We start from the raw sequence: 19,338 nt of genomic DNA, 5'->3' as shown, positions 1-19,338 counted from the left end.
TCCCGCTCCCACAACCTGCAAATTCTGGACGAGCAGCCTTGCAGGGGCGGTTTTGTGTAGGCGCTGGCTTGCCAGCGAAAGCGGCCGCGAGGTTGGCGCAGGGCCCGGGGGGGCTCTTCGCCGGCAAGCCGGCTCCTACGGGGGGAGGTGCGTGGGTTCAGTGTTCGATGTGCTGCTCCTCGAGCTTGCGCGCGCGCCGGCCATCGGTGGGCGACAGCTGGAGGAAGATCGCCGCCGCCAGCATCGCCATGATGCCTACCGTGAGGAAGGTCAGTTGGAAGGCGCCGAGCACGGTGTCCACGCCATCGTTGCCCAACTCAGCGGTAAAGCCGCCCAGCAGCGCGCCGGCACAGGCCACCCCAAGGCTCAGGGACAGTTGCGCCACCACCGACAGCAGGCTGTTGCCGCTGCTGGCGGCGGCATCGTCGAGGTCGATCAGGGTCACGGTGTTCATCGCCGTGAACTGCAGCGAGTTGATCGCCCCCAGCACCGCCAGCATGCCCAGCAGCAGCGGGTAGGGCGTCTGTTCGCTGACCAGCCCCATGCTGGCCAGCATGATGCCCAGGGCCAGGGTGTTGCCGGTGAGCACGATGCGGTAGCCCAGGCGCTCGATCAGTGGCCGGGCGATGGATTTGGCCAGCATTGCCGCGGCCGCCAGGGGCAGCATGCTCATCCCCGCCTGGGACGGTGAATAGCCCAGGGCCACTTGCAGCAGCAGGGGCACCAGGAACGGCAGGGCGCCGCTGCCCAGGCGGGCGAACAGGTTGCCCAGAATGCCCACGGCAAAGGTCCGCACCTTGAACAGTGACGGGGCGAACAGCGGGTTGTCGGTGTGCACGGCCCGCAGCCAGTAGGCCGCCAGGCAGGCCAGCCCGCCGAACAGCAGCAACATCACCCGCAAGTGCGGCAGGTGCAGTTCCCCCAGGCCTTCCATGGCGATGGTGATCAGCACCATCGCCGCGCCGAACAGCACAAAGCCCAGGCTGTCGAAGCGTGTGCGCTCGCTGCCGCGCAGGTCGGGAATGAAACGCCACACCGCATAGCAACCAACGGCGCCTACCGGCAGGTTGATCAGGAAGATCCAGTGCCAGGTCAGGTACTGCACCATCCAGCCGCCCATGGTCGGGCCGATCAGCGGCCCCAGAAGCCCGGGAATGGTGATGAAGCCCATGATCCGCACCAGTTCCGAACGCGGGTAGGCACGCAGCACCACCAGCCGTCCCACCGGCAGCATCAGCGCACCGCCCAGGCCCTGGATCACCCGGGCGCCAATCAGCTGGGTCAGGGTGTTGGACAGGGCGCAGAGCAGGGAACCGATGCTGAACAGCAAGATGGCGCCGAAGAAGATCCGCTTGGTGCCGAAGCGGTCGGCGATCCAGCCCGAGGCCGGGATCAAGAGGGCCACAGTGAGCATGTAGGCGATGATCACCCCCTGCATGCGCAGGGGGTTTTCCGCCAGGTCCTGGGCCATGGCCGGCAGGGCGGTATTGAGGATGGTGCCGTCCAGGGACTGCATGAAGAAGGCGATGGCCACCACCCAGGGCAGCCAGCGGGCGGTGGTGGCATCGAGTGGCGCGCGTTCGGGCATGGGACCTCTGGGTGAGTTCAGGTTTGAGGGCGGTTTCTACAGGGTCAGGGTCAGGCGGCTGACCAGCGCTCCGGGCAAGTGCATCGAAGCGGTCTGGCGCTGGCCGTAGGTACTGGCCGACAGCAGCAGCTCGCGTTGCTCGGTCAGGGCCTCCAGCTGCGAGCCCAGCAGGCTGTAGACACTGTCATCGAAGCGCATGGTGCTCACCGGCGCCTGGATCTCGCCGTTCTCCACCCAGAAGGTGGCGAAGCGGGTCATGCCGGTGAGGCGCGCCGCCGGCAGGTCCGAGTAGTTCAGGTACCACAGGTTGCTGATGTACAGCCCGGTGCCCAGCTGCTTGAGGATCTCCTGCTGGGACAACCGCCCAGCGGCCATGTTCAGTGCACTGGGGTACTCGCCGCTGCCGGCACCATTGGTGGTCAGGCCGTACTCGGCGGCGCTGCGGGAGTTGATCAGTTGGGCATTGGCGCTGCCCGCGGCGATCAGTGACAGGTCGCTGCGCGGGTAGCCTTCGTCGGAAAACGCCGGGCTCAGGGAACCGCTGACCTGTTCGTCGAGCGACACCAGCGGGTTCAGCGCGGCATCACCGGCATAGAGCTTCTGCAGCGGGCTGTGCTTGCTGGCGATCGACTGGGCCGAGAAGCCGCCCCAGGCCAGCATGCCCATGATCTCCTCCAGGGCTGCCGGCGCCAGGTAGGCCCGGTACTGCCCGGGCGCCAGGGTGCGCAGTGGCCGGCCAAGGAATTCCAGTTGTTCCCGGGCCTGCTGGAAGCGCAGGGCGAAGGCCTGGCTGTCCCAGGCGTGCCCGGCGTAGCTGGCCTTCACCGCCTCGCCGTTTTCGTGGAACAGGCTGAAATCGAAGTTGAAGCTGTTGGCCTGGTGCCAGCCGAAGGCCCCGCCGGAACTGGCGAAGCCACGGCTGATGGGGCCGGCAGCGTAGATGCCCACCAGGTCCAGGCCGGCGCCGGCGCGACCGATTTCTTCCACCACCTGCTCACTGCCGGGCAGCGGCTGGTCCTGCACGTGATGGCTTTGCCAATGGGTGTGGTTGAGCATCAGGTACGGGTCGGCCGGCAGCAGCGGCAGGGTCTCGCGCAGTTGTTGCAGGCCATCGGCCAGGCGCTGGCGATCCACCTCGGGGTCATTGCTCAGGGTGATGCTGAGGTCGGCGTGGCGGCCATTGTCGATCAGCTTGAAATGCACGCTGGCCTGTTGCACCTGCCCGGCCTGGCGCACCTTGGCGTGGTTGAAGCGAATGAACTCCGAGGCTTCGGCGGCGTAGCTCAGGGTGAACTGCTCGGTCTCGCGCAGCGCGTCTTTGAGCCACTGCACCAAGGCCTTGAATGGCTGGGCCTGATCGGCTGTCCTGGTCATCAGGCGTCTCCTCCAAATACATCAATCTTGCTGAATACGCAGGCCGGCGAAGCATGGCCGACGCGAATCACCTGGTTGGGCTCGCCCTTGCCGCAGTTGGGCGTGCCCAGCACCTGGAAGGTGCTGCGGTCGCCGACCGCGCTGAGGTTGCGCCAGAACTGCGCGGAAATCCCCCGGTAGTTGGGGTTCTTGACCACGCCCCGGAGTTCGCCGTTCTCGATCAACTGGCCCCATTCGCAGCCGAACTGGAACTTGTTGCGCGCATCGTCGATGGACCAGGAACGGTTGGTGGACATCAGGATGCCGTGCTCGATGTGCCCGATCATTTGCTCCAGGGGCTGGTCGCCGGGCTCGATGTTGAGGTTGGCCATGCGGTCGATCGGTGCACGGTTCCAACTGCTGGCGCGGCTGTTGGCGACGCCGTCGAGGCCGCTGCGGTATTGCGACAGGGCGCTGCCCAGGGGGCGTACCAGCAGGCCCTCGCGAATCAGGAACTGCTTGCTGGCCGCGGTGCCGTCGTCGTCGTGACTGTAGCTGGCCAGTTCCTCGGGGATCTGCGGGTCGAAAGTCACGTTGAGCAGCGAGGAGCCGTATTGCAGGTGGCCGAAATCCTGCTGTTTGACGAAGCTGGTGCCGGCGTAATTGCGCTCGTCGCCGAGAATGCGGTCCAGCTCCAGGGGATGGCCGATGGATTCGTGGATCTGCAGCATCATCTGGTCCGGCATCAGCAGCAGGTCCCGCGGGCCCTGGGGGGTATTGGGCGCCAGCAGCAGTTGCAGGGCCTGGTCGGCGACCCGCGGTGCGGCCCCCAGCAGGCCGCAGCGGCTGATCACATCGCCGGCGCCCTGCTGGCCGAAGTTCTCCCGGCCGAGGCTGCGGGTCTGGCTGTCGCTGCCGTCGTAGGCGGTCACGTCCAGGCCCGGGTAGACGAAACGCTGGGCCTGGCGCAGCTCGGCGCCGGCGCTGTTGAGGTAGATCTGTTCGACCTGGGTCACGCCGATGCCCACCTGCCAGTTCACCAGGCGTTCATCCTTGGGCACCGAGGCCGACTCATCGCCCAGCAGCTGATAGCAGTCGCTGAGGGAGGGGAAGGGCTGCTCCAGGTTGGGCGAGAAATAGTCCGCGCGGTGGCTGGAGACCGGTTGCTCACGCAGGTCCAGCAGGGCATGGGCGGCGATGACCCGGGCCTGCTGCTCGGCGCGGTCAAGGGCGGCCTGCAGGCCGCTTTGCGACAGGTCGTTGGTGGCGGCGTAGGCTTCCACGCCGCGCACCCGCACGGTCAGCATCGCCCCTTCGTCTCGGCCCAGGCTCGGCGGCTCGGCGACATTCTTGCGCACCGACAGGTACTGGTCCGACTCGCGGACATAACGCAGGGAAAAGAATTCGGCGCCCGTGCGCAAGGCAGCGAAGCGCTGCTTGAGCTGGGGGTGAAAGTCGAACATGGAGGACCTCCTTGTGAGGCGCGATAGCGGGTCGACGCGTTTCGCCAGCAAACGGAACACCGCCCGGCGGTTCCTACAGGTATAGGTGCTGATGAGCGCGGGGGCGAAAGGGGATGTGCAAGTTGCAGAACTGTAGCCGCTGCCGAAGGCTGCGATCAAGGAAGTAGTTCTGAGGGAATGAAGGGAAGAGAAAAAGGGCGCCGACCCTTGCGGTCGGCGCCCGTCAGGCTTACTGCGCGGCGGGAGTCACATCGCGCATCGGCTTGCCACGTACCGGGGCTTCACCGGCTACGTAGTAGGCCGCGGTGCTGCGTGGCAGTGGCTGGCGGCCACGGATCTTGTCGGCGATTTTCTCGGCCATCATGATCGTCGGCGCGTTGAGGTTGCCGGTGGTGATGATCGGCATGATCGAGGCATCCACCACGCGCAGGCCTTGCATGCCATGCACGCGACCCTGGCCATCCACTACAGCCATGTCGTCGGTGCCCATCTTGCACGAGCAGGATGGGTGGAAGGCGGTCTCGGCGTGCTCGCGGACGAACTTGTCCAGTTGCTCGTCGGTCTGCACCTCGATGCCCGGGCTGATCTCGCGGCCGCGGAAAGGGTCCAGGGCCGGCTGCTGCATGATTTCACGGGTCAGGCGGATGCCGTCGCGGAATTCCTGCCAGTCCTGCTCGGTGGCCATGTAGTTGAAGAGGATGCTCGGGTGCTGGCGCGGGTCCTTGGACTTGAGCTGCACGCGGCCACGGCTCGGCGAGCGCATGGAGCCCATGTGCGCCTGGAAGCCGTGCTCTTTCACGCCATTGCTGCCGTTGTAGTTAATCGCCACCGGCAGGAAGTGGTACTGGATGTTCGGCCATTCGAACTCTTCGCGGGTACGGATGAAACCGCCGGCTTCGAACTGGTTGCTGGCGCCGATGCCGGTGCCGTTGAACAGCCACTCGGCACCGATGGCCGGCTGGTTCCACCACAGCAGCGATGGATACAGCGACACCGGCTGGGTGCAGGCGTACTGCAGGTACAGTTCCAGGTGGTCCTGAAGGTTCTCGCCCACGCCCGGCAGGTCGTGAACCACCGGGATGTCCAGGCTTTCCAGGAGGGCGCGGGGGCCTACGCCGGAACGTTGCAGCAGTTGCGGCGAGGCGATGGCGCCGGAGCTGACGATGACTTCCTTGCGCGCACGGGCCTCCACGCGCTCTTCAGTGCTGCCTTGCAGGTAGCTCACGCCCACGGCGCGCTTGCCTTCGAAGAGGATCTTGTCGGTCAGGGCGTGGGTGACGATGGTCAGGGTCGAACGCTTTTTCGCGGTGTCCAGGTAACCGCGGGCGGTGCTGGCGCGACGACCTTTGGGGGTCACGGTGCGGTCCATCGGGCCGAAGCCTTCCTGCTGGTAGCCGTTCAGGTCTTCGGTACGCGGGTAACCGGCCTGCACGCCGGCTTCGACCATGGCGTGGAACAGCGGGTTGTTGCCGGCCTTGGGCGTGGTCACGCTGACCGGGCCTTCGCCGCCGTGGTAGTCGTTGGGGCCGATGTCACGGGTTTCCGCCTTGCGGAAATACGGCAGGCAATCCAGGTAGGTCCAGTCTTCCAGGCCTGGCAGCTTGGCCCAGCCGTCGTAGTCCATGGCGTTACCGCGGATGTAGCACATGCCGTTGATCAGCGACGAGCCGCCCAGGCCCTTGCCGCGACCGCATTCCATGCGACGACCGTCCATGTGTGGCTCTGGATCGGTCTCGTAGGCCCAGTTGTAGCGACGGCCTTGCAGTGGGAAGGCCAGTGCCGCCGGCATCTGGGTGCGGAAGTCGAAACGGTAGTCCGGGCCGCCGGCTTCCAGCAGCAGGACGGTGACGCCTTCGTCTTCAGTCAGACGGGTCGCCAGGGTGTTACCGGCAGAGCCGGCACCGATGATGATGTAATCGAATTCTTGGGCCATTGGAGCCTCCGTGGAGAGCTGCAAGCCTCAAGCTTCAAGCTGCGAGAAAAGGCAGCGAAGCGGGCTTGGCGTTGAATGAGGAGCAGGCGGCAAGCCAGGCTGTTGCCCTGGCTTGCCGCTTGTAGCTGGCTGCTAGCGGCTGCTTAGAACACCGAGGCGTAGTCGCCCAGCTCGACCTGCACCGACTTGATGCGGGTGAAGTTGTTCAGCGAGCTGATGCCGTTCTCACGGCCCACGCCCGACTGCTTGTAGCCGCCAACCGGCATTTTGGCGTCGGACTCGCCCCAGGCGTTGATCCAGCAGATACCGGCTTCGAGCTGATGAATCACGCGGTGAGCGCGGTTCAGATCCTTGGTGACCAGGCCGGCAGCCAGGCCGAAGTCGGTGTCGTTGGCGCGGCGGATCACTTCTTCTTCGGTTTCGTAGGTCAGGATCGCCATGACCGGGCCGAAGATTTCTTCACGGACGATGGTCATGTCGTCGGTGCAGTCGGTGAACACGGTCGGTGCAACGAAGGCGCCCTTGGCGAATTCGCCGTCGGTCAGGCGCTCGCCGCCGCACAGTACACGGGCACCTTCTTCTTTACCCTTGGCGATGTAGCCCAGCACGCTTTCCATGTGCGGGAAGCTGACCAGCGGGCCGAAGTTGGTGTTTTCGTCTTCCGGGTTGCCGATGCGGATGCGTGCAACGCGCTCGGCGATCTTGGCTTCGAAAGCGGCTTTCAGGTGGCTCGGCACGAACACGCGAGTGCCGTTGGTGCAGACCTGACCGGAGCTGTAGAAGTTGGCCATCATGGCGGTGTCGGCGGCGCGATCCAGATCGGCGTCGTCGAAGATGATCAGTGGCGACTTGCCGCCCAGTTCCATGGTTACGTCTTTCAGCGAGGAGCTGGAAGCGCTGGCCATGACTTTCTTGCCAGTGTCGGTGCCGCCGGTGAAGGAGACCTTCTCGATGCGCGGGTGCTCGGTCAGCCAGGTGCCGACTTCGCGGCCGCTGCCGGTCAGGACGTTGAACACGCCATCCGGCAGGCCGGCTTCGGTGTAGATCTCGGCCAGTTTCAGGGTGGTCAGCGAGGTCACTTCGCTCGGCTTGAAGATCATCGCGTTACCGGCCGCCAGGGCTGGAGCGGATTTCCACAGGGCGATCTGGATCGGGTAGTTCCAGGCGCCGATACCGGCCACTACGCCCAGGGGCTCGCGACGGGTGTAGACGAAGGAAGTGGTGCGCAGCGGGATCTGCTCGCCTTCGATGGCCGGTACCAGGCCTGCGTAGTATTCCAGCACGTCGGCGCCGGTGACGATGTCCACGTACTTGGTTTCGGAGAACGCCTTGCCGGTGTCCAGGGTTTCCAGGGCGGCCAGTTCGTCGTTGCGCTCGCGGAGGATTTCCACGGCGCGACGCAGGATGCGCGAACGCTCCATGGCGGTCATGGCGGCCCAGATCTTCTGGCCTTTCTCGGCGCTGACCACGGCGCGTTCAACGTCTTCCTTGGTCGCACGCTGCACTTGTGCGAGAACTTCACCGTTGGCCGGGTTGATGGCATCGAAAGTGGCGTCGCTGCCGGCATCGGTGTAGCCGCCGTCGATGTAGAGTTTTTGCAGTTCGAAACGGGCCATAGTGTCCTCGCAAGTGCATTAAGTAGTGGGCTTGACCACCGGGCATGCCCCTAAGTTCGGGGCGCGCTGATCAGTGGCGGTTCAGGGGCCGAGCGTCTCTTTTGTGCTCTAGCGCTCCTGCTTAGCCAGTTGTAGATCCATGTATTCGTAAGCGATCCGTATCGCCTGGTCGGTGTCGAATGCATCACCCGACAAGGCACCACGCAGCCACAAACCGTCGATCAAGGCCGCCAGGCCGCGGGCTGCCTTGCGCGCATGGTAGAGCGGCAGGGCACGGCGGAACTGGCAACACAGGTTGGAATACAAGCGGTGGTCGTTGATCCGCTGCAACCTGTGCAAATCGGGCTGGTGCATGCTGGAAGCCCAGAAGGCCAACCAGGTTTTCATTGCCGGGCCGTTCACCTGGCTGGCATCGAAGTTGCCCTCGATGATCACTTTCAGATGAGCGCGCGGGCTGTCGTCCGTCAGGGCCTGGCGGCGTGCTCTGACGCCTTCGTTGAGCATGCTCATGATGTAACCCATCGTCGCTGCGATCAGGCCGTTCTTGTCCCGAAAGTAGTGACTGATGATGCCGTTCGAGACACCGGCCAAACGGGCGATCAGCGCAATGCTGGCGTCCCCCATTCCGACCTGATCGACCGCTTGCAGCGTGGCTTCGATCAATTGCTGGCGGCGTATGGGTTGCATACCGACCTTGGGCATCTGATACCTCTCCTTAGGCCTGTCGATTGGCGTATGACGCCCGTCGACTTGTGGGCCAGTCTATTTTGTTTTGATTGAACGTTCAATCAACAAAGAATAAGATCTGCGACAAATCGTCGCTGCCTGGGGAGTTTCTCCTGCTCGCAGATGGCGGAAAAACGACCTCCGAAAATGCCCGAAACTTACACGCGGCATAGCGTGGACCGGCAAGAGAGCACACGTGTTGAAGGGGCAGGACGCTCCGGGTTCCAGGCGACGAACTGCAGGTTCGTCATCGGCCCCGGATGCGGTTGCGCAACGCGGCTTTTGCGGTTTCGGGTGTTTTCGGGGTGTCTTTATAACACCCGATGATCGGCTGCCAACTAACCGATTGGTCGGGTGCCGTGTTGCCTTGTGTCCTTCTCTCGCACTGCCCGGAGCATCTGCGCAATGAGTTCTGCCTCTCTTATAAAGACCCCACCGGAGAAGGTGCGGGTCAACGGTTGGGTGTTCTACACCTCCACCGCGCTGATCCTGTTGTTGACCGCCATTCTGATCATCGCCCCGCAAGAGGCCGGCCGACTGCTGGGCATTGCCCAGGCCTGGTTGTCCCGCAGCTTCGGCTGGTACTACATGGTGGTGATCGCCGCCTACCTGGTGTTCGTGGTGGGCCTGGCGTTCTCCTCCTACGGCAAGCTCAAGCTGGGGACCAAGCAGGACACCCCGGACTTCAGCTACGGCGCCTGGGCGGGGATGCTGTTTTCCTCCGGCATCGGCATCTCGCTGCTGTACTTCGGTGCTTCCGAGCCCCTGGACCACTACTTCAACCCGCCGGAAGGCGTACCGGGCAGCAACCTGGCCGCACGCCAGGCGCTGCAGCTGACGTTCCTGCACTGGGGCCTGCACGGTTGGGCCATCTATGCCCTGGTGGGCCTGGCGGTGGCGTACTTCGCCTATCGGCATAACCAGCCACTGGCACTGCGTTCGGCGTTGTACCCGCTGGTGGGCGAGCGCTGGGTCAAGGGCGCGGCCGGCCACGCGGTGGACGGTTTCGGCATGTTCGTGACCCTGCTGGGCCTGGTGACCAACCTCGGGATTGGTTCGATGCAGGTGTCTTCCGGCCTGGAAAACCTGTTCGGCATGGAGCACAGCAACACCAACCTGCTGATCGTGATCATCGTCATGAGCACGGTGGCCACCATCGCCGCGGTGTCCGGCGTGGAAAACGGCATCCGCCGCCTGTCCAACCTGAACATCGTGCTGTTCAGCGGCCTGCTGATCTTCGTCCTGCTGTTTGGCCCGACCCTGCACCTGCTCAACGGCTTCGTGCAGAACATCGGCGACTACCTGAACGGTGTAGTGCTCAAGACCTTCGACCTCTATGTGTATGAGGGCGACAGCGCCAAGTCCGATCGCTGGCTGGGCCTGTGGACCCTGTTCTACTGGGCCTGGTGGATTTCCTGGGCGCCATTTGTAGGCATGTTCATCGCGCGTATTTCCCGTGGTCGCACCGTGCGTGAACTGGTGGCCGGCGTACTGCTGATTCCCCTGGGCTTCACCCTGGCCTGGCTGTCGATCTTCGGTAACTCGGCCCTGGATCTGGTGGTCAATCAGGGAGCCGTGGAGTTGGGCAAGACGGCGTTGGAACAGCCGTCCATGGCGATCTACCAACTGCTCGAGCACTACCCGGCCTCGAAGATTGTCATCGGTGTGTCGATCTTCGTAGGATTCGTGCTGTTCCTGACCCCCGCCGACTCCGGGGCGGTGATGATGGCCAACCTTTCGTGCAAGGGCGGCAACGTCGACGAAGACGCCCCGCACTGGCTGCGGATCTTCTGGTCGGTGGTGATCACCCTGGTGACCATCGGCCTGCTGTTCGCCGGCAACTTCGAAGCCATGCAGACCATGGTGGTACTGGCCGGCCTGCCGTTCTCGGTGGTGCTGATCTGCTTCATGTTCGGCTTGCACAAGGCCATGCGCCAGGACGTGCAGATCGAGCAGGAGCAGGCGCAACTGGCCGAGCGTGGCCGCCGCGGTTTCAGCGAGCGCCTGAGCCAGCTGGACCTGCAACCGACCCAGTCGGTGGTGCAGCGCTACATGGACAAGCACGTCAGCCCGGCCCTGCAGGAAGCGGCTGCGCAACTGCGCAACCTGAGCCTGGAAGTGCAGACCAACCTGGGCAAGTCGAAGAACCTGTTGGGCCTGCGCGTGGAAATGGATGAAGGCAATCCCTTCGTCTATGAAGTGAGCCTGGACGGCTACCTGGCGACGCCTAGCGAATCGACCCAGCCGGAAGGGGCCGACAGCGAAGTGCGCAGCCGTTTCTACCGCGCCGAGGTGTATCTGCACAACGGCAGCCAGGAATACGACTTGATGGGCTTCACCCAGGAGCAGATCACCCGGGATGTGCTCGATCAGTTCGAAAGCCATCGGCAGCTCCTTGGCCGTGTCTATAGCTGAGTGAAAACCGCCCCATCCTTGTAGGAGCCGGCTTGCCGGCGAAGGCGTCCTCAAGGGCGCTGCAAGGCTTCAGGGCCTGTTCGCTGGCAAGCCAGCTCCTACAGAAGGGGGTGGGTGGTTAAAGCAAAACGCCGCGATTGCTCGCGGCGTTTTTGTGTCTGCTGCTTAACCCAGGTTCTTGCCGAGCAGCGCGTGGTAGAGCTCGCTGTCGCCAAGGATGCCCACCACTTTCTGGTTGTCGTGGAGCACCAGTTTGTTGCCGGTCTGGTAGCGGATCTGCAGGGCATCGCGCATGCCGATGCTGGAGTCCACCAGGGTCGGGCGTCGGCCCAGTTCTTCCACGGCTTGCCCCGGAACCCAGTTCTGCAGGTCCAGCTGCGAGCCGTTGCGGCGTGCGCCCTTGATGGTGTTGCCTTCGGCCAGGTCGAGCCAGGAATCGCCGCCCGGGTCCAGGCATACCGAGCCGTTGACCCGCTTGCAGTTGTCCAGGCTGCGCATCAGGCTACGCCCGCACAGCACGTTCAGTGGGTTGGTGTGGGCAACGAAAGTCCGTACATAGTCGTCCGCCGGGTTGAGCACGATTTCTTCCGGGTTGCTGTACTGGATGATCCGTCCGTCTTTCATGATGGCGATGCGGCTGCCCAGCTTCAGGGCCTCATCCAGGTCGTGGCTGACGAAGACGATGGTCTTGCTCAGCTTGCGTTGCAGCTCCAGCAGTTCGTCCTGCAGGCCCTGGCGAATCAGCGGGTCGAGGGCCGAGAAGGGTTCGTCCATCAGCAGGATATCGGCGTCCATGGCCAGGGCACGGGCCAGGCCCACGCGCTGCTGCATGCCGCCGGAGAGTTCGTCGGGCTTCTTGTTGCGCCACTGGGTCAGGCCCACCAGCTCAAGCTTCTCGTCCACCAGCTTGCGCCGTTCCTTTTCCGGGCGGCCCTGCATCTCCAGGCCGAAGCTGATGTTTTCGCGCACGGTCAGCCAGGGCATCAGGGCGAACTTCTGGAACACCATGGCGATGCGCTTGGTGCGCATCATCTTCAGCTCGGCGGGGCTGCAGGAGGCGATGTCGATCTGCTTGCCTTCATGCTCGACGAACAGCTTGCCGCGGCTCACGGTGTTCAGGCCGTTGATGCAGCGCAGCAGGCTCGACTTGCCGGAACCGGAGAGGCCCATCAGCACGCAGATCTCGCCTTTCTCGATGTCCAGGCTGGCATTCTCGACGCCGACGATCTGCCCGGTCTTCTTCAGGATCTCGTTGCGGGTCATGCCCTGGTCCAGCAGCTTGAGGGGCTCGCGCGGGTCCTTGGAGAAAATCACGTCGACCTTGTCGAAGCGGATAATGCTCATGCGTCACCTCCTACTTTGGCTTCAGGTTGCTTGCAGATGCGGTCGAGCATGATCGCCAGCAGCACAATGGCCAGGCCGGCTTCGAAGCCCAGGGCGATATCCGCGGTATTGAGGGCGTTGACCACCGGCTTGCCCAGGCCATCGGCGCCCACCAAGGCGGCGATCACCACCATCGACAGCGACAGCATGATGCACTGGGTAATGCCGGCGGCGATGCTCGGCATGGCGTGGGGCAGTTCAATGCGCGACAACAACTGACGGCGCGAGCAGCCAAAGGCCTTGCCGGCGTCCATCAACTCTTGTGGAACATCGCGAATGCCCAGGTAGGTCAGGCGGATCGGCGCGGCGATGGCGAACACCACCGTGGAAATCAAGCCGGGTACCACCCCCAGGCCGAACAGGGTCAGGGTCGGGATCAGGTAGACGAAGGTGGGCACGGTCTGCATCAGGTCCAGCACCGGCCGCATCATGGTGTAGAACAGCGGCTTGTGCGCCGCGACTATGCCCAGCGGTACGCCGATGAGCACGCAGACCAGGGTGGCGAACAGCACCTGGGCCAGGGTTTCCATGGTTTCCTGCCAGTACCCCAGGTTGAGGATCAGCAGGAAGGACAGCACGACAAAGGCGGTCAGGCCCCATTTGCGCTGGATCAGGTGCGCCAGCAGGGCAATCAGGCCGATCAGGGCCAGGGGGTTGAACCAGGTCAGCGCGAACGTCACGCCGTGGATCATGGTTTCCAGGGTGGTAGCGATCGCGTCGAAGGTGCTGGCGCCGTGCTTCGTCAACCACTCGACGAAAGCTGCGATGTACTGGCCCAGGGGGATTTTCTGATCAGTGAGCATGGTATTGAACGTCCGCATGCAAGGGAAAAACAGCCCGGGCGGGCGAGCCCGCCCGGCGTAAGCGCACTACTTAATTTGAAGCTTGTGCAAGCTTGGCTTTCACGGCCTCCAGGCCAGGTTTACCGTCAATGGTGGTCACGCCGGCGAGCCAGGTATCGAGCACCTGAGGGTTCTGCTTCAGCCAGGCCTTGGCGGCCGCCTCAGGCTTCATCTTGTCGTCCAGCACGTTGCCCATCAGGGTGCTTTCCATGTTCAGGGTGAACGACAGGTTCTTCAGCAACTGGCCGACGTTGCTGCACTCTTCGGCATAGCCCTTGCGGGTGTTGGTGTAGATGGTGGCCTGGCCGAAGTTGGGGCCGAAGAACTCGTCGCCGCCGGTCAGGTACTTCATCTTGAAACGGGTGTTCATCGGGTGCGGTTCCCAGCCCAGGAACACCACCGCGGTGTCACGGCGCTGTGCGCGCTCGACCTGGGACAGCATGCCTGCCTCGCTGGATTCCACCACCTTGAAGCCGGCGTCCTTCAGGCCGAAGGCATTCTTGTCGATCATGGTCTGGATGGTGCGGTTGCCGTCGTTGCCCGGCTCGATGCCGTAGATCTTGCCGTCCAGTTCCTTCTTGAACTTGACGATGTCGGCGAAGTCCTTCAGGCCCTTGTCGTACAGCGACTCGGGCACCGCCAGGGTGTACTTGGCGTTTTCCAGGTTGGCCCGCAGGGTGGCCACGGTCCCGGCGTCGCGGTAGGGCTTGATGTCGTTTTCCATGGTCGGCATCCAGTTGCCGAGGAACACGTCCATGTTCTTGCCGTCGGCCAGGGACTTGTAGGTCACGGGCACGGAAATCATGGTGGTCTTGGTCTTGTAGCCCAGGGCGTTGAGCACGACGCTGGTGGTGGCGGTGGTCACGGTGATATCGGTCCAGCCGACATCGGAGAAGTTTACGGTGCTGCATTGTGCCGGTTCTGCGGCTTGTGCCAGAAGCGGCAGACTCAGCATGGCGGCCAACAACAACGACGGGGAACCTTTCATAGGGGGGACTCCTGGATGTTTTTTTGGCGGCGTTTGTACCGCGCTTATAAGTGTGGCGGTTGGTGTGTCGGGAACAGCTCTACCACCGTGCCTTGCAATCGAGTCGAGACTGATCATGTACCAGTGAAAATCTGTCGCCTACAGGGTGCGTCGTATCCAGTACAGGGAGGGTCGCATCCAGTGTCGGTGAGGTCGCTTACAGTGTTTTCGGGCGATTTTTCCTACAACTGAGCCGCAAAAAACGCCCAAAACCCCTGCGTTGCGCCTGGCGGCGTTAGTGGGCATGAGTGAGTCGGTGTCAGACGTCGCGGGCCTTGGCAAAAGCCTGATGATGCGCCCTTCTCGGCGGATTGCAGCTTGAGCGTAGCAGCTCCGTCAGAGGGCGTTTCCGGCGCCCGGACAGTGCTCAACCAGGAGTTACGCAGCAATGGCTATCAGTGTTTTCGACCTGTTCAAGATCGGCATCGGCCCCTCCAGTTCCCACACGGTCGGGCCCATGCGCGCAGCGGCTTTGTTCGTCCAGGTATTAAAGGAAAGGCAACTGCTGGAGCAGGTACGCCGGGTCGAGGTGCAGCTCTTCGGTTCGCTGTCCGCCACCGGCATCGGCCATGGCAGCGACAACGCGGTGATCATGGGCCTGATGGGGGAGTGGCCGGACGCGATCGACCCGTCGCTGATCGGCACGCGCATCGAGCTGCTGCGGGAAACCGACACCCTGTTGCTGGACGGGCGGCTGCCAGTGCCTTTCATCTGGGCCCGGGACATGCAGCTGGTGGACCGCAACCTGCCGTTCCACCCCAACGCCATGACCCTGGTGGCCGCGGGCGAAGAGGGTGAGCTGCACCGCGATACCTACTATTCGGTGGGCGGCGGTTTTGTCGTCGACCAGGCCCAGGCCGACAGCGGTGTGGCGGACCTGGACCGCAGCGAGCTGCCTTACGATTTTTCCAGTGCGGTGGAATTGCTGGGCCTGTGCCAGAAGCACAACCTGCGGGTCGCCGAACTGATGCTGGCCAACGAGAAGGTCTGGCGTTCGGAAGAGGAAATCCGCAGCGGCCTGATGGCGCTCTGGCGTGCCATGCAGGACTGCGTGGAGCAGGGGCTCAAGCACGAGGGCATCCTGCCTGGCGGGCTCAATGTGCGTCGCCGCGCGGCCAAGTTGCACCGTAGCCTGCAGGAACTGAACAAGCCCAATGTGATCGGCTCCACCCTCAGCGCCATGGAGTGGGTCAACCTGTTTGCCCTGGCGGTGAACGAAGAGAACGCCGCCGGCGGACGCATGGTCACCGCCCCCACCAACGGCGCGGCGGGGATCATTCCGGCGGTGCTGCATTACTTCATGAAGTTCAGCGAAGACGTCACCGACGCCAACGTGGTGGATTTCTTTCTCGGCGCGGCGGCCATCGGCATCCTGTGCAAGAAGAACGCCTCCATCTCCGGTGCCGAAGTCGGCTGCCAGGGGGAAGTGGGTTCGGCCTGCGCCATGGCGGCGGCCGGGCTGGCGGAAATTCTCGGGGCGACCCCGGAGCAGTTGTGCAACGCTGCGGAGATCGGCCTGGAGCACAACCTCGGCCTGACCTGTGATCCGGTGGGCGGGCTGGTGCAGGTGCCGTGCATCGAGCGCAACGCGATTGCCGCGGTGAAGGCGATCAATGCCGCGCAAATGGCCTTGCGCGGCGATGGCCAGCATTTCATTTCCCTGGACCGGGTGATTCGCACCATGCGTGATACCGGCGCCGACATGCACGACAAATACAAGGAAACCTCCCGTGGCGGCCTGGCGGTCAGCGCCGTGGAGTGCTGATTGCCGGCGCGCACAAATCGCTCACATGCCCAGGGGTGCGCCACCTTTTAGCGCGTCGTGAATAGACAAGTCGCCAACCGGGCCGGGCAGCCCCCGTGCCCGTGGCCCGGTTGTGCTTTGAGTGACACTCGCCCGCCCCTGTGCGAAGTGCCTGCCGCGCAAGTGCTACCTAACTGCTCACAGCTCTCTGGGCCTGGCCACCGCACGCCGACGGCGGCGCTTCTTATCCGCACATTGACAAGGGCTATGTAGACACGTCGCGACGTCGTTTTCAGGAGTTATTGAATGCCCATTCAACTTTAGGCATGGCAATTGCTCTGTGAATATCAAGCCCGTCTCCCTTGAGGAACAGGGCACATAAAAAGAGCCTCCGCCTGAGGCCATCACCCGCTTTGTGTGAGGAGATATCGCGATGACGTCGTTCAACTCCGGGGCCCAACCCCAGAACCGTGCGCCTCAATCCATCGGCTTTCTGCTGCTGGACAATTTCACGCTGATTTCCCTGGCCTCCGCAGTCGAACCCCTGCGCATGGCCAACCAACTGTCCGGTCGCGAGCTGTATCGCTGGACCACCCTCAGCGTCGATGGTGGCCAGGTCTGGGCCAGTGACGGTCTGCAGATCACCCCCGATGCCGCGATGCACAAAGCCCCCAGCCTCGATACCGTGATTGTCTGCGGCGGTATCGGCATCCAGCGCACCGTCACCCGCGAACATGTGTCCTGGCTGCAGAGCCAGGCCCGCCAGTCGCGCCGTCTGGGTGCGGTGTGTACCGGAAGCTGGGCCCTGGCCTGCGCCGGCCTGCTGGACGGCTTCGATTGCAGCGTGCACTGGGAATGCCTGGCGTCGATGCAGGAAGCCTTTCCCCGGGTGGCCATGAGCACCCGCCTGTTCACCCTCGACCGCAACCGCTTCACCAGCTCCGGCGGCACCGCGCCGCTGGACATGATGCTGCACCTGATCAGCCGCGATCATGGCCGCGAGCTGTCGGCGGCGATCTCGGAAATGTTCGTCTACGAGCGCATCCGCAACGAGCAGGATCACCAGCGCGTACCCCTCAAGCACATGCTGGGCACCAACCAGCCCAAGCTGCAGGAAATCGTCGCCCTGATGGAAGCCAACCTCGAAGAGCCGATCGACCTCGACGAACTGGCGGTGTACGTCGCCGTGTCCCGGCGACAGCTGGAGCGGCTGTTCCAGAAGTACCTGCATTGCTCGCCGTCGCGCTACTACCTCAAGCTGCGGCTGATCCGCGCCCGGCAACTGCTCAAGCAGACTCCCATGTCGATCATCGAAGTGGCGTCGGTCTGTGGTTTTGTCTCCACGCCGCACTTCTCCAAGTGCTACCGCGAGTACTTCGGTATTCCACCGCGTGACGAGCGCATCGGCTCCAACACCACCCAGCAGGTGGCGATGATGCCGCTGCCGCAAGCCATGGTTTTGGCGCCGCTGTCCGGGCCATTGTCGGCCCTGAGCCAGGCACGCAACGAATCGACCTTCGCCAGCGTGCGCCTGTAGTCACAGGCGTTTCTTGAAATACACCACGCGCTCGGTTTCCTCGAAACCCAGCGCGTGGTGCAGATCCTGGCTGGCCAGGTTGTCGAGGCTGGTGTCCGAGGCCATTTCCACGCATCCCTGTTGTTGCCCCCAATAGGCGACCTGCTCGATCAGGTGCTGGGCAATGCCCTGGCGACGATGCCCGGGGGCCACATAGATGCCTTCAAGAAAGACCACGGGGGAGCTGTCGGTGCCGTTGACGTAGTCGTGGCGCAATGCAGCCTCGGCCAGGCCCACGGCCTCACCGTTCTCGGTGCAGGCCAGCCAGCAGCCGTAGCGCTGGGGCTCGGCCAGAATCTGCTGGATTTCGGCCTGGTGTTCATCCTGCGGGCAATCGGGCCACAGGCCCTGGCGCAATTGCAGCCACCCGCCAGCGTTGGCGGATGAACCAGGTTCAATGGGGGTCATGAGCGGGCCTGTGGTTTGTGGAGGAAACCCACTTTAGCAACCCGCCCGGGCCCCGGGGGCGTTCACGCGCGTTTTTGCTGCTGGTACTCGGCCAGGGCCGGCAGTAGTTGGCGGTCGATGGCCTGACGTACGGCAGGCAGGATGGTCGCATTGCCGGTGAGCATCTGCTCGACCATGCCCTTGAGCGCCTTGGCCCGTGCATCGCTCAAGCCCCTTACCGCACATTCGCAGGCCTGCTCGGCGCTGGCGCCTGCGGGCATTTCGAAACCCAGGGCCCGGAGTTGTCCCAGCAGGTCGTCCTGGTCAATCAGATCCGCGTGCATCATGACTCTTATCCTTGTTCAGGGAGCGTGGTCGTGAGCCGATTCTGGTAGGGCGCCCGGGTGGCGGCAAGGGCAGATTGTCGCGATGGCCCGTTTACCTATGAACAGGTCGTTTTCGGCTAAGTCGATGGCCATGGCCGGTTGCCACAGCGTTGGGAAAAGGCGGCGCAATCAAGTCTTGCGGCGCTTGCTTGTGAGGCCTCGGGCTTGCCTGAAGGGTGGGGTAATGAGCGCTCCCGCCGCGCAAAGACACTCTGTGCAAGCGCTGGGTATTCGGTAGGATGGCCGCCGAGTGGCAAGCCATGGAGCTGGAGTGGATGAAAGTGCTGTTCAGAATGGGGTTCGCCTGTTTGTTGTTGATGGTTTCCGGCGCCGCTCTGGCAGCTCCCGAGTGCGGCGATTTTCTGAAGGCCATGACCGATCCACCGAAGTCCCTGGAGTTTTTCCGTTGTGAGTCGACGCCCCAGGATCAGGGCGCACCGCTGACTGCCAGTTACCGGGTCAAAGGTAAGGACGCCCATGAGGTAGAGCGCTATCTGCAGCGGGAGTTGGGGGGTCAGGAGGGGCTCAGGTTTATCTGCTGCGGCTGGGAAACGAAGGGTTTCATTTCCTATAGGGATAAAAAGACCGGGCGTAATTACCAGGTTGGCATGGGCTCTGAAGAGACGCCCTACAACCAGCGCCAGGATTGGCACAAGATCGGCTATTTCTATGTGACGGTGGTGCTGTATACCGAGGACATCTGAAGGCGTGGCAGTGGCCCTATTACCTATGAGCAGGTCGCTCTCGGCTAACTCGCGGGCAGGCAGAGTGGGCAGACTGAAACCAGCTCGCGTCGTGTCGGTTTGGTCACCTTCTCACCGCAGCTCCTCAGAAGTAGTCCCTGCCTCGATCCTGTCACGGCTTGATCGGGGCTTTTTTTTGCCTGTGGAAAGCTCTCC

Annotated in this window: 15 protein-coding genes; 4 read left to right on the top strand and 11 right to left on the bottom strand. The window is 63.4% G+C overall.

Going from position 1 to position 19,338, the window contains the following annotated elements:
- Positions 1-157: 157 nt before the first annotated feature.
- The 6 genes from mdtD to betI form a co-directional block, all read right to left on the bottom strand.
- A complete protein-coding gene (mdtD, locus tag BLS75_RS21945) occupies positions 158-1,588 on the bottom strand; it encodes a multidrug transporter subunit MdtD (protein ID WP_015637327.1) in 1,431 nt (476 codons plus the stop codon).
- A 36-nt stretch (positions 1,589-1,624) separates the two neighbouring features.
- Positions 1,625-2,962 carry a TldD/PmbA family protein gene (locus BLS75_RS21940; protein ID WP_072451781.1) on the bottom strand — a complete coding sequence of 446 codons (1,338 nt, stop codon included), beginning with the start codon at positions 2,960-2,962 and terminating at the stop codon, positions 1,625-1,627.
- Complete coding sequence (locus BLS75_RS21935) at positions 2,962-4,404, bottom strand: TldD/PmbA family protein (protein ID WP_072451780.1); 1,443 nt, start codon at positions 4,402-4,404, stop codon at positions 2,962-2,964. Before BLS75_RS21935 ends, BLS75_RS21940 begins: the two co-directional genes overlap by 1 nt.
- Before the next feature lie 229 nt (positions 4,405-4,633).
- Positions 4,634-6,337, bottom strand: coding sequence for a choline dehydrogenase (betA, locus tag BLS75_RS21930; RefSeq protein WP_015637324.1), 1,704 nt, complete (start codon positions 6,335-6,337; stop codon positions 4,634-4,636).
- Positions 6,338-6,480: 143 nt separating this feature from the next.
- A complete protein-coding gene (gene betB, locus BLS75_RS21925; RefSeq protein WP_011063942.1) occupies positions 6,481-7,953 on the bottom strand; it encodes a betaine-aldehyde dehydrogenase in 1,473 nt (490 codons plus the stop codon).
- 108 nt (positions 7,954-8,061) lie between these two features.
- Complete coding sequence (gene betI / locus BLS75_RS21920; protein WP_011063941.1) at positions 8,062-8,655, bottom strand: transcriptional regulator BetI; 594 nt, start codon at positions 8,653-8,655, stop codon at positions 8,062-8,064.
- Between the two features lie 486 nt (positions 8,656-9,141).
- Here betI and BLS75_RS21915 point away from each other — a divergent pair, with 486 nt between their 5' ends.
- Complete coding sequence (locus tag BLS75_RS21915; RefSeq protein WP_225368821.1) at positions 9,142-11,094, top strand: BCCT family transporter; 1,953 nt, start codon at positions 9,142-9,144, stop codon at positions 11,092-11,094.
- A 165-nt stretch (positions 11,095-11,259) separates the two neighbouring features.
- On the opposite strand, the gene choV is transcribed toward BLS75_RS21915, so the two are convergent.
- The 3 genes from choV to BLS75_RS21900 form a co-directional block, all read right to left on the bottom strand.
- The gene (choV, locus tag BLS75_RS21910) at positions 11,260-12,438 is read right to left on the bottom strand and encodes a choline ABC transporter ATP-binding protein (protein ID WP_011063939.1); all 1,179 of its coding nucleotides are present in this window, start codon (positions 12,436-12,438) and stop codon (positions 11,260-11,262) included.
- Positions 12,435-13,280, bottom strand: coding sequence for a choline ABC transporter permease subunit (gene choW / locus BLS75_RS21905; RefSeq protein ID WP_019095263.1), 846 nt, complete (start codon positions 13,278-13,280; stop codon positions 12,435-12,437). The genes choV and choW overlap by 4 nt, the downstream gene beginning before the upstream one ends.
- A 70-nt stretch (positions 13,281-13,350) precedes the next feature.
- Positions 13,351-14,307 (bottom strand): choline ABC transporter substrate-binding protein, encoded by a 957-nt coding sequence (locus BLS75_RS21900; RefSeq protein WP_011063937.1) that lies wholly within the window; start codon positions 14,305-14,307, stop codon positions 13,351-13,353.
- Positions 14,308-14,734: 427 nt separating this feature from the next.
- Between BLS75_RS21900 and BLS75_RS21895 the strand changes: the two genes are divergently transcribed.
- Both BLS75_RS21895 and BLS75_RS21890 read left to right on the top strand, forming a co-directional pair.
- Positions 14,735-16,111, top strand: a complete 1,377-nt coding sequence (locus BLS75_RS21895; RefSeq protein WP_011063936.1) for an L-serine ammonia-lyase — start codon at positions 14,735-14,737, stop codon at positions 16,109-16,111.
- Positions 16,112-16,523: 412 nt separating this feature from the next.
- The gene (locus BLS75_RS21890) at positions 16,524-17,627 is read left to right on the top strand and encodes a choline metabolism transcriptional regulator GbdR (RefSeq protein ID WP_011063935.1); all 1,104 of its coding nucleotides are present in this window, start codon (positions 16,524-16,526) and stop codon (positions 17,625-17,627) included.
- Here the strand turns inward: BLS75_RS21890 and aac(6') are convergent, their stop codons facing one another.
- On the bottom strand, positions 17,628-18,074 hold the full coding sequence (aac(6'), locus tag BLS75_RS21885; RefSeq protein WP_072451779.1) for an aminoglycoside 6'-N-acetyltransferase: 447 nt from the start codon (positions 18,072-18,074) through the stop codon (positions 17,628-17,630).
- A gap of 62 nt (positions 18,075-18,136) precedes the next feature.
- Positions 18,137-18,400 carry a hypothetical protein gene (locus BLS75_RS21880; protein WP_015637320.1) on the bottom strand — a complete coding sequence of 88 codons (264 nt, stop codon included), beginning with the start codon at positions 18,398-18,400 and terminating at the stop codon, positions 18,137-18,139.
- 314 nt (positions 18,401-18,714) lie between these two features.
- On the opposite strand from BLS75_RS21880, the gene BLS75_RS21875 reads away from it, so the two are divergent.
- Positions 18,715-19,143 carry a DUF4952 domain-containing protein gene (locus BLS75_RS21875; RefSeq protein WP_072451965.1) on the top strand — a complete coding sequence of 143 codons (429 nt, stop codon included), beginning with the start codon at positions 18,715-18,717 and terminating at the stop codon, positions 19,141-19,143.
- Positions 19,144-19,338 lie beyond the last annotated feature (195 nt).

Source organism: Pseudomonas sp. NFPP12, from assembly GCF_900103205.1.
GTDB classification, from domain to species: Bacteria; Pseudomonadota; Gammaproteobacteria; order Pseudomonadales; family Pseudomonadaceae; genus Aquipseudomonas; species Aquipseudomonas protegens.
This window is presented reverse-complemented; position numbering and strand designations above follow the sequence as displayed.

What these genes read in the sequence shown, in the direction of transcription:
- mdtD (WP_015637327.1), bottom strand. Translation starts at nt 1,588, where the DNA reads ATGCCCGAACGCGCGCCACTCGATGCCACCACCGCCCGCTGGCTGCCC.
- BLS75_RS21940 (WP_072451781.1), bottom strand. Translation starts at nt 2,962, where the DNA reads ATGACCAGGACAGCCGATCAGGCCCAGCCATTCAAGGCCTTGGTGCAG.
- BLS75_RS21935 (WP_072451780.1), bottom strand. Translation starts at nt 4,404, where the DNA reads ATGTTCGACTTTCACCCCCAGCTCAAGCAGCGCTTCGCTGCCTTGCGC.
- betA (WP_015637324.1), bottom strand. Translation starts at nt 6,337, where the DNA reads ATGGCCCAAGAATTCGATTACATCATCATCGGTGCCGGCTCTGCCGGT.
- betB (WP_011063942.1), bottom strand. Translation starts at nt 7,953, where the DNA reads ATGGCCCGTTTCGAACTGCAAAAACTCTACATCGACGGCGGCTACACC.
- betI (WP_011063941.1), bottom strand. Translation starts at nt 8,655, where the DNA reads ATGCCCAAGGTCGGTATGCAACCCATACGCCGCCAGCAATTGATCGAA.
- choV (WP_011063939.1), bottom strand. Translation starts at nt 12,438, where the DNA reads ATGAGCATTATCCGCTTCGACAAGGTCGACGTGATTTTCTCCAAGGAC.
- choW (WP_019095263.1), bottom strand. Translation starts at nt 13,280, where the DNA reads ATGCTCACTGATCAGAAAATCCCCCTGGGCCAGTACATCGCAGCTTTC.
- BLS75_RS21900 (WP_011063937.1), bottom strand. Translation starts at nt 14,307, where the DNA reads ATGAAAGGTTCCCCGTCGTTGTTGTTGGCCGCCATGCTGAGTCTGCCG.
- BLS75_RS21895 (WP_011063936.1), top strand. Translation starts at nt 14,735, where the DNA reads ATGGCTATCAGTGTTTTCGACCTGTTCAAGATCGGCATCGGCCCCTCC.
- BLS75_RS21890 (WP_011063935.1), top strand. Translation starts at nt 16,524, where the DNA reads ATGACGTCGTTCAACTCCGGGGCCCAACCCCAGAACCGTGCGCCTCAA.
- BLS75_RS21880 (WP_015637320.1), bottom strand. Translation starts at nt 18,400, where the DNA reads ATGATGCACGCGGATCTGATTGACCAGGACGACCTGCTGGGACAACTC.
- BLS75_RS21875 (WP_072451965.1), top strand. Translation starts at nt 18,715, where the DNA reads ATGAAAGTGCTGTTCAGAATGGGGTTCGCCTGTTTGTTGTTGATGGTT.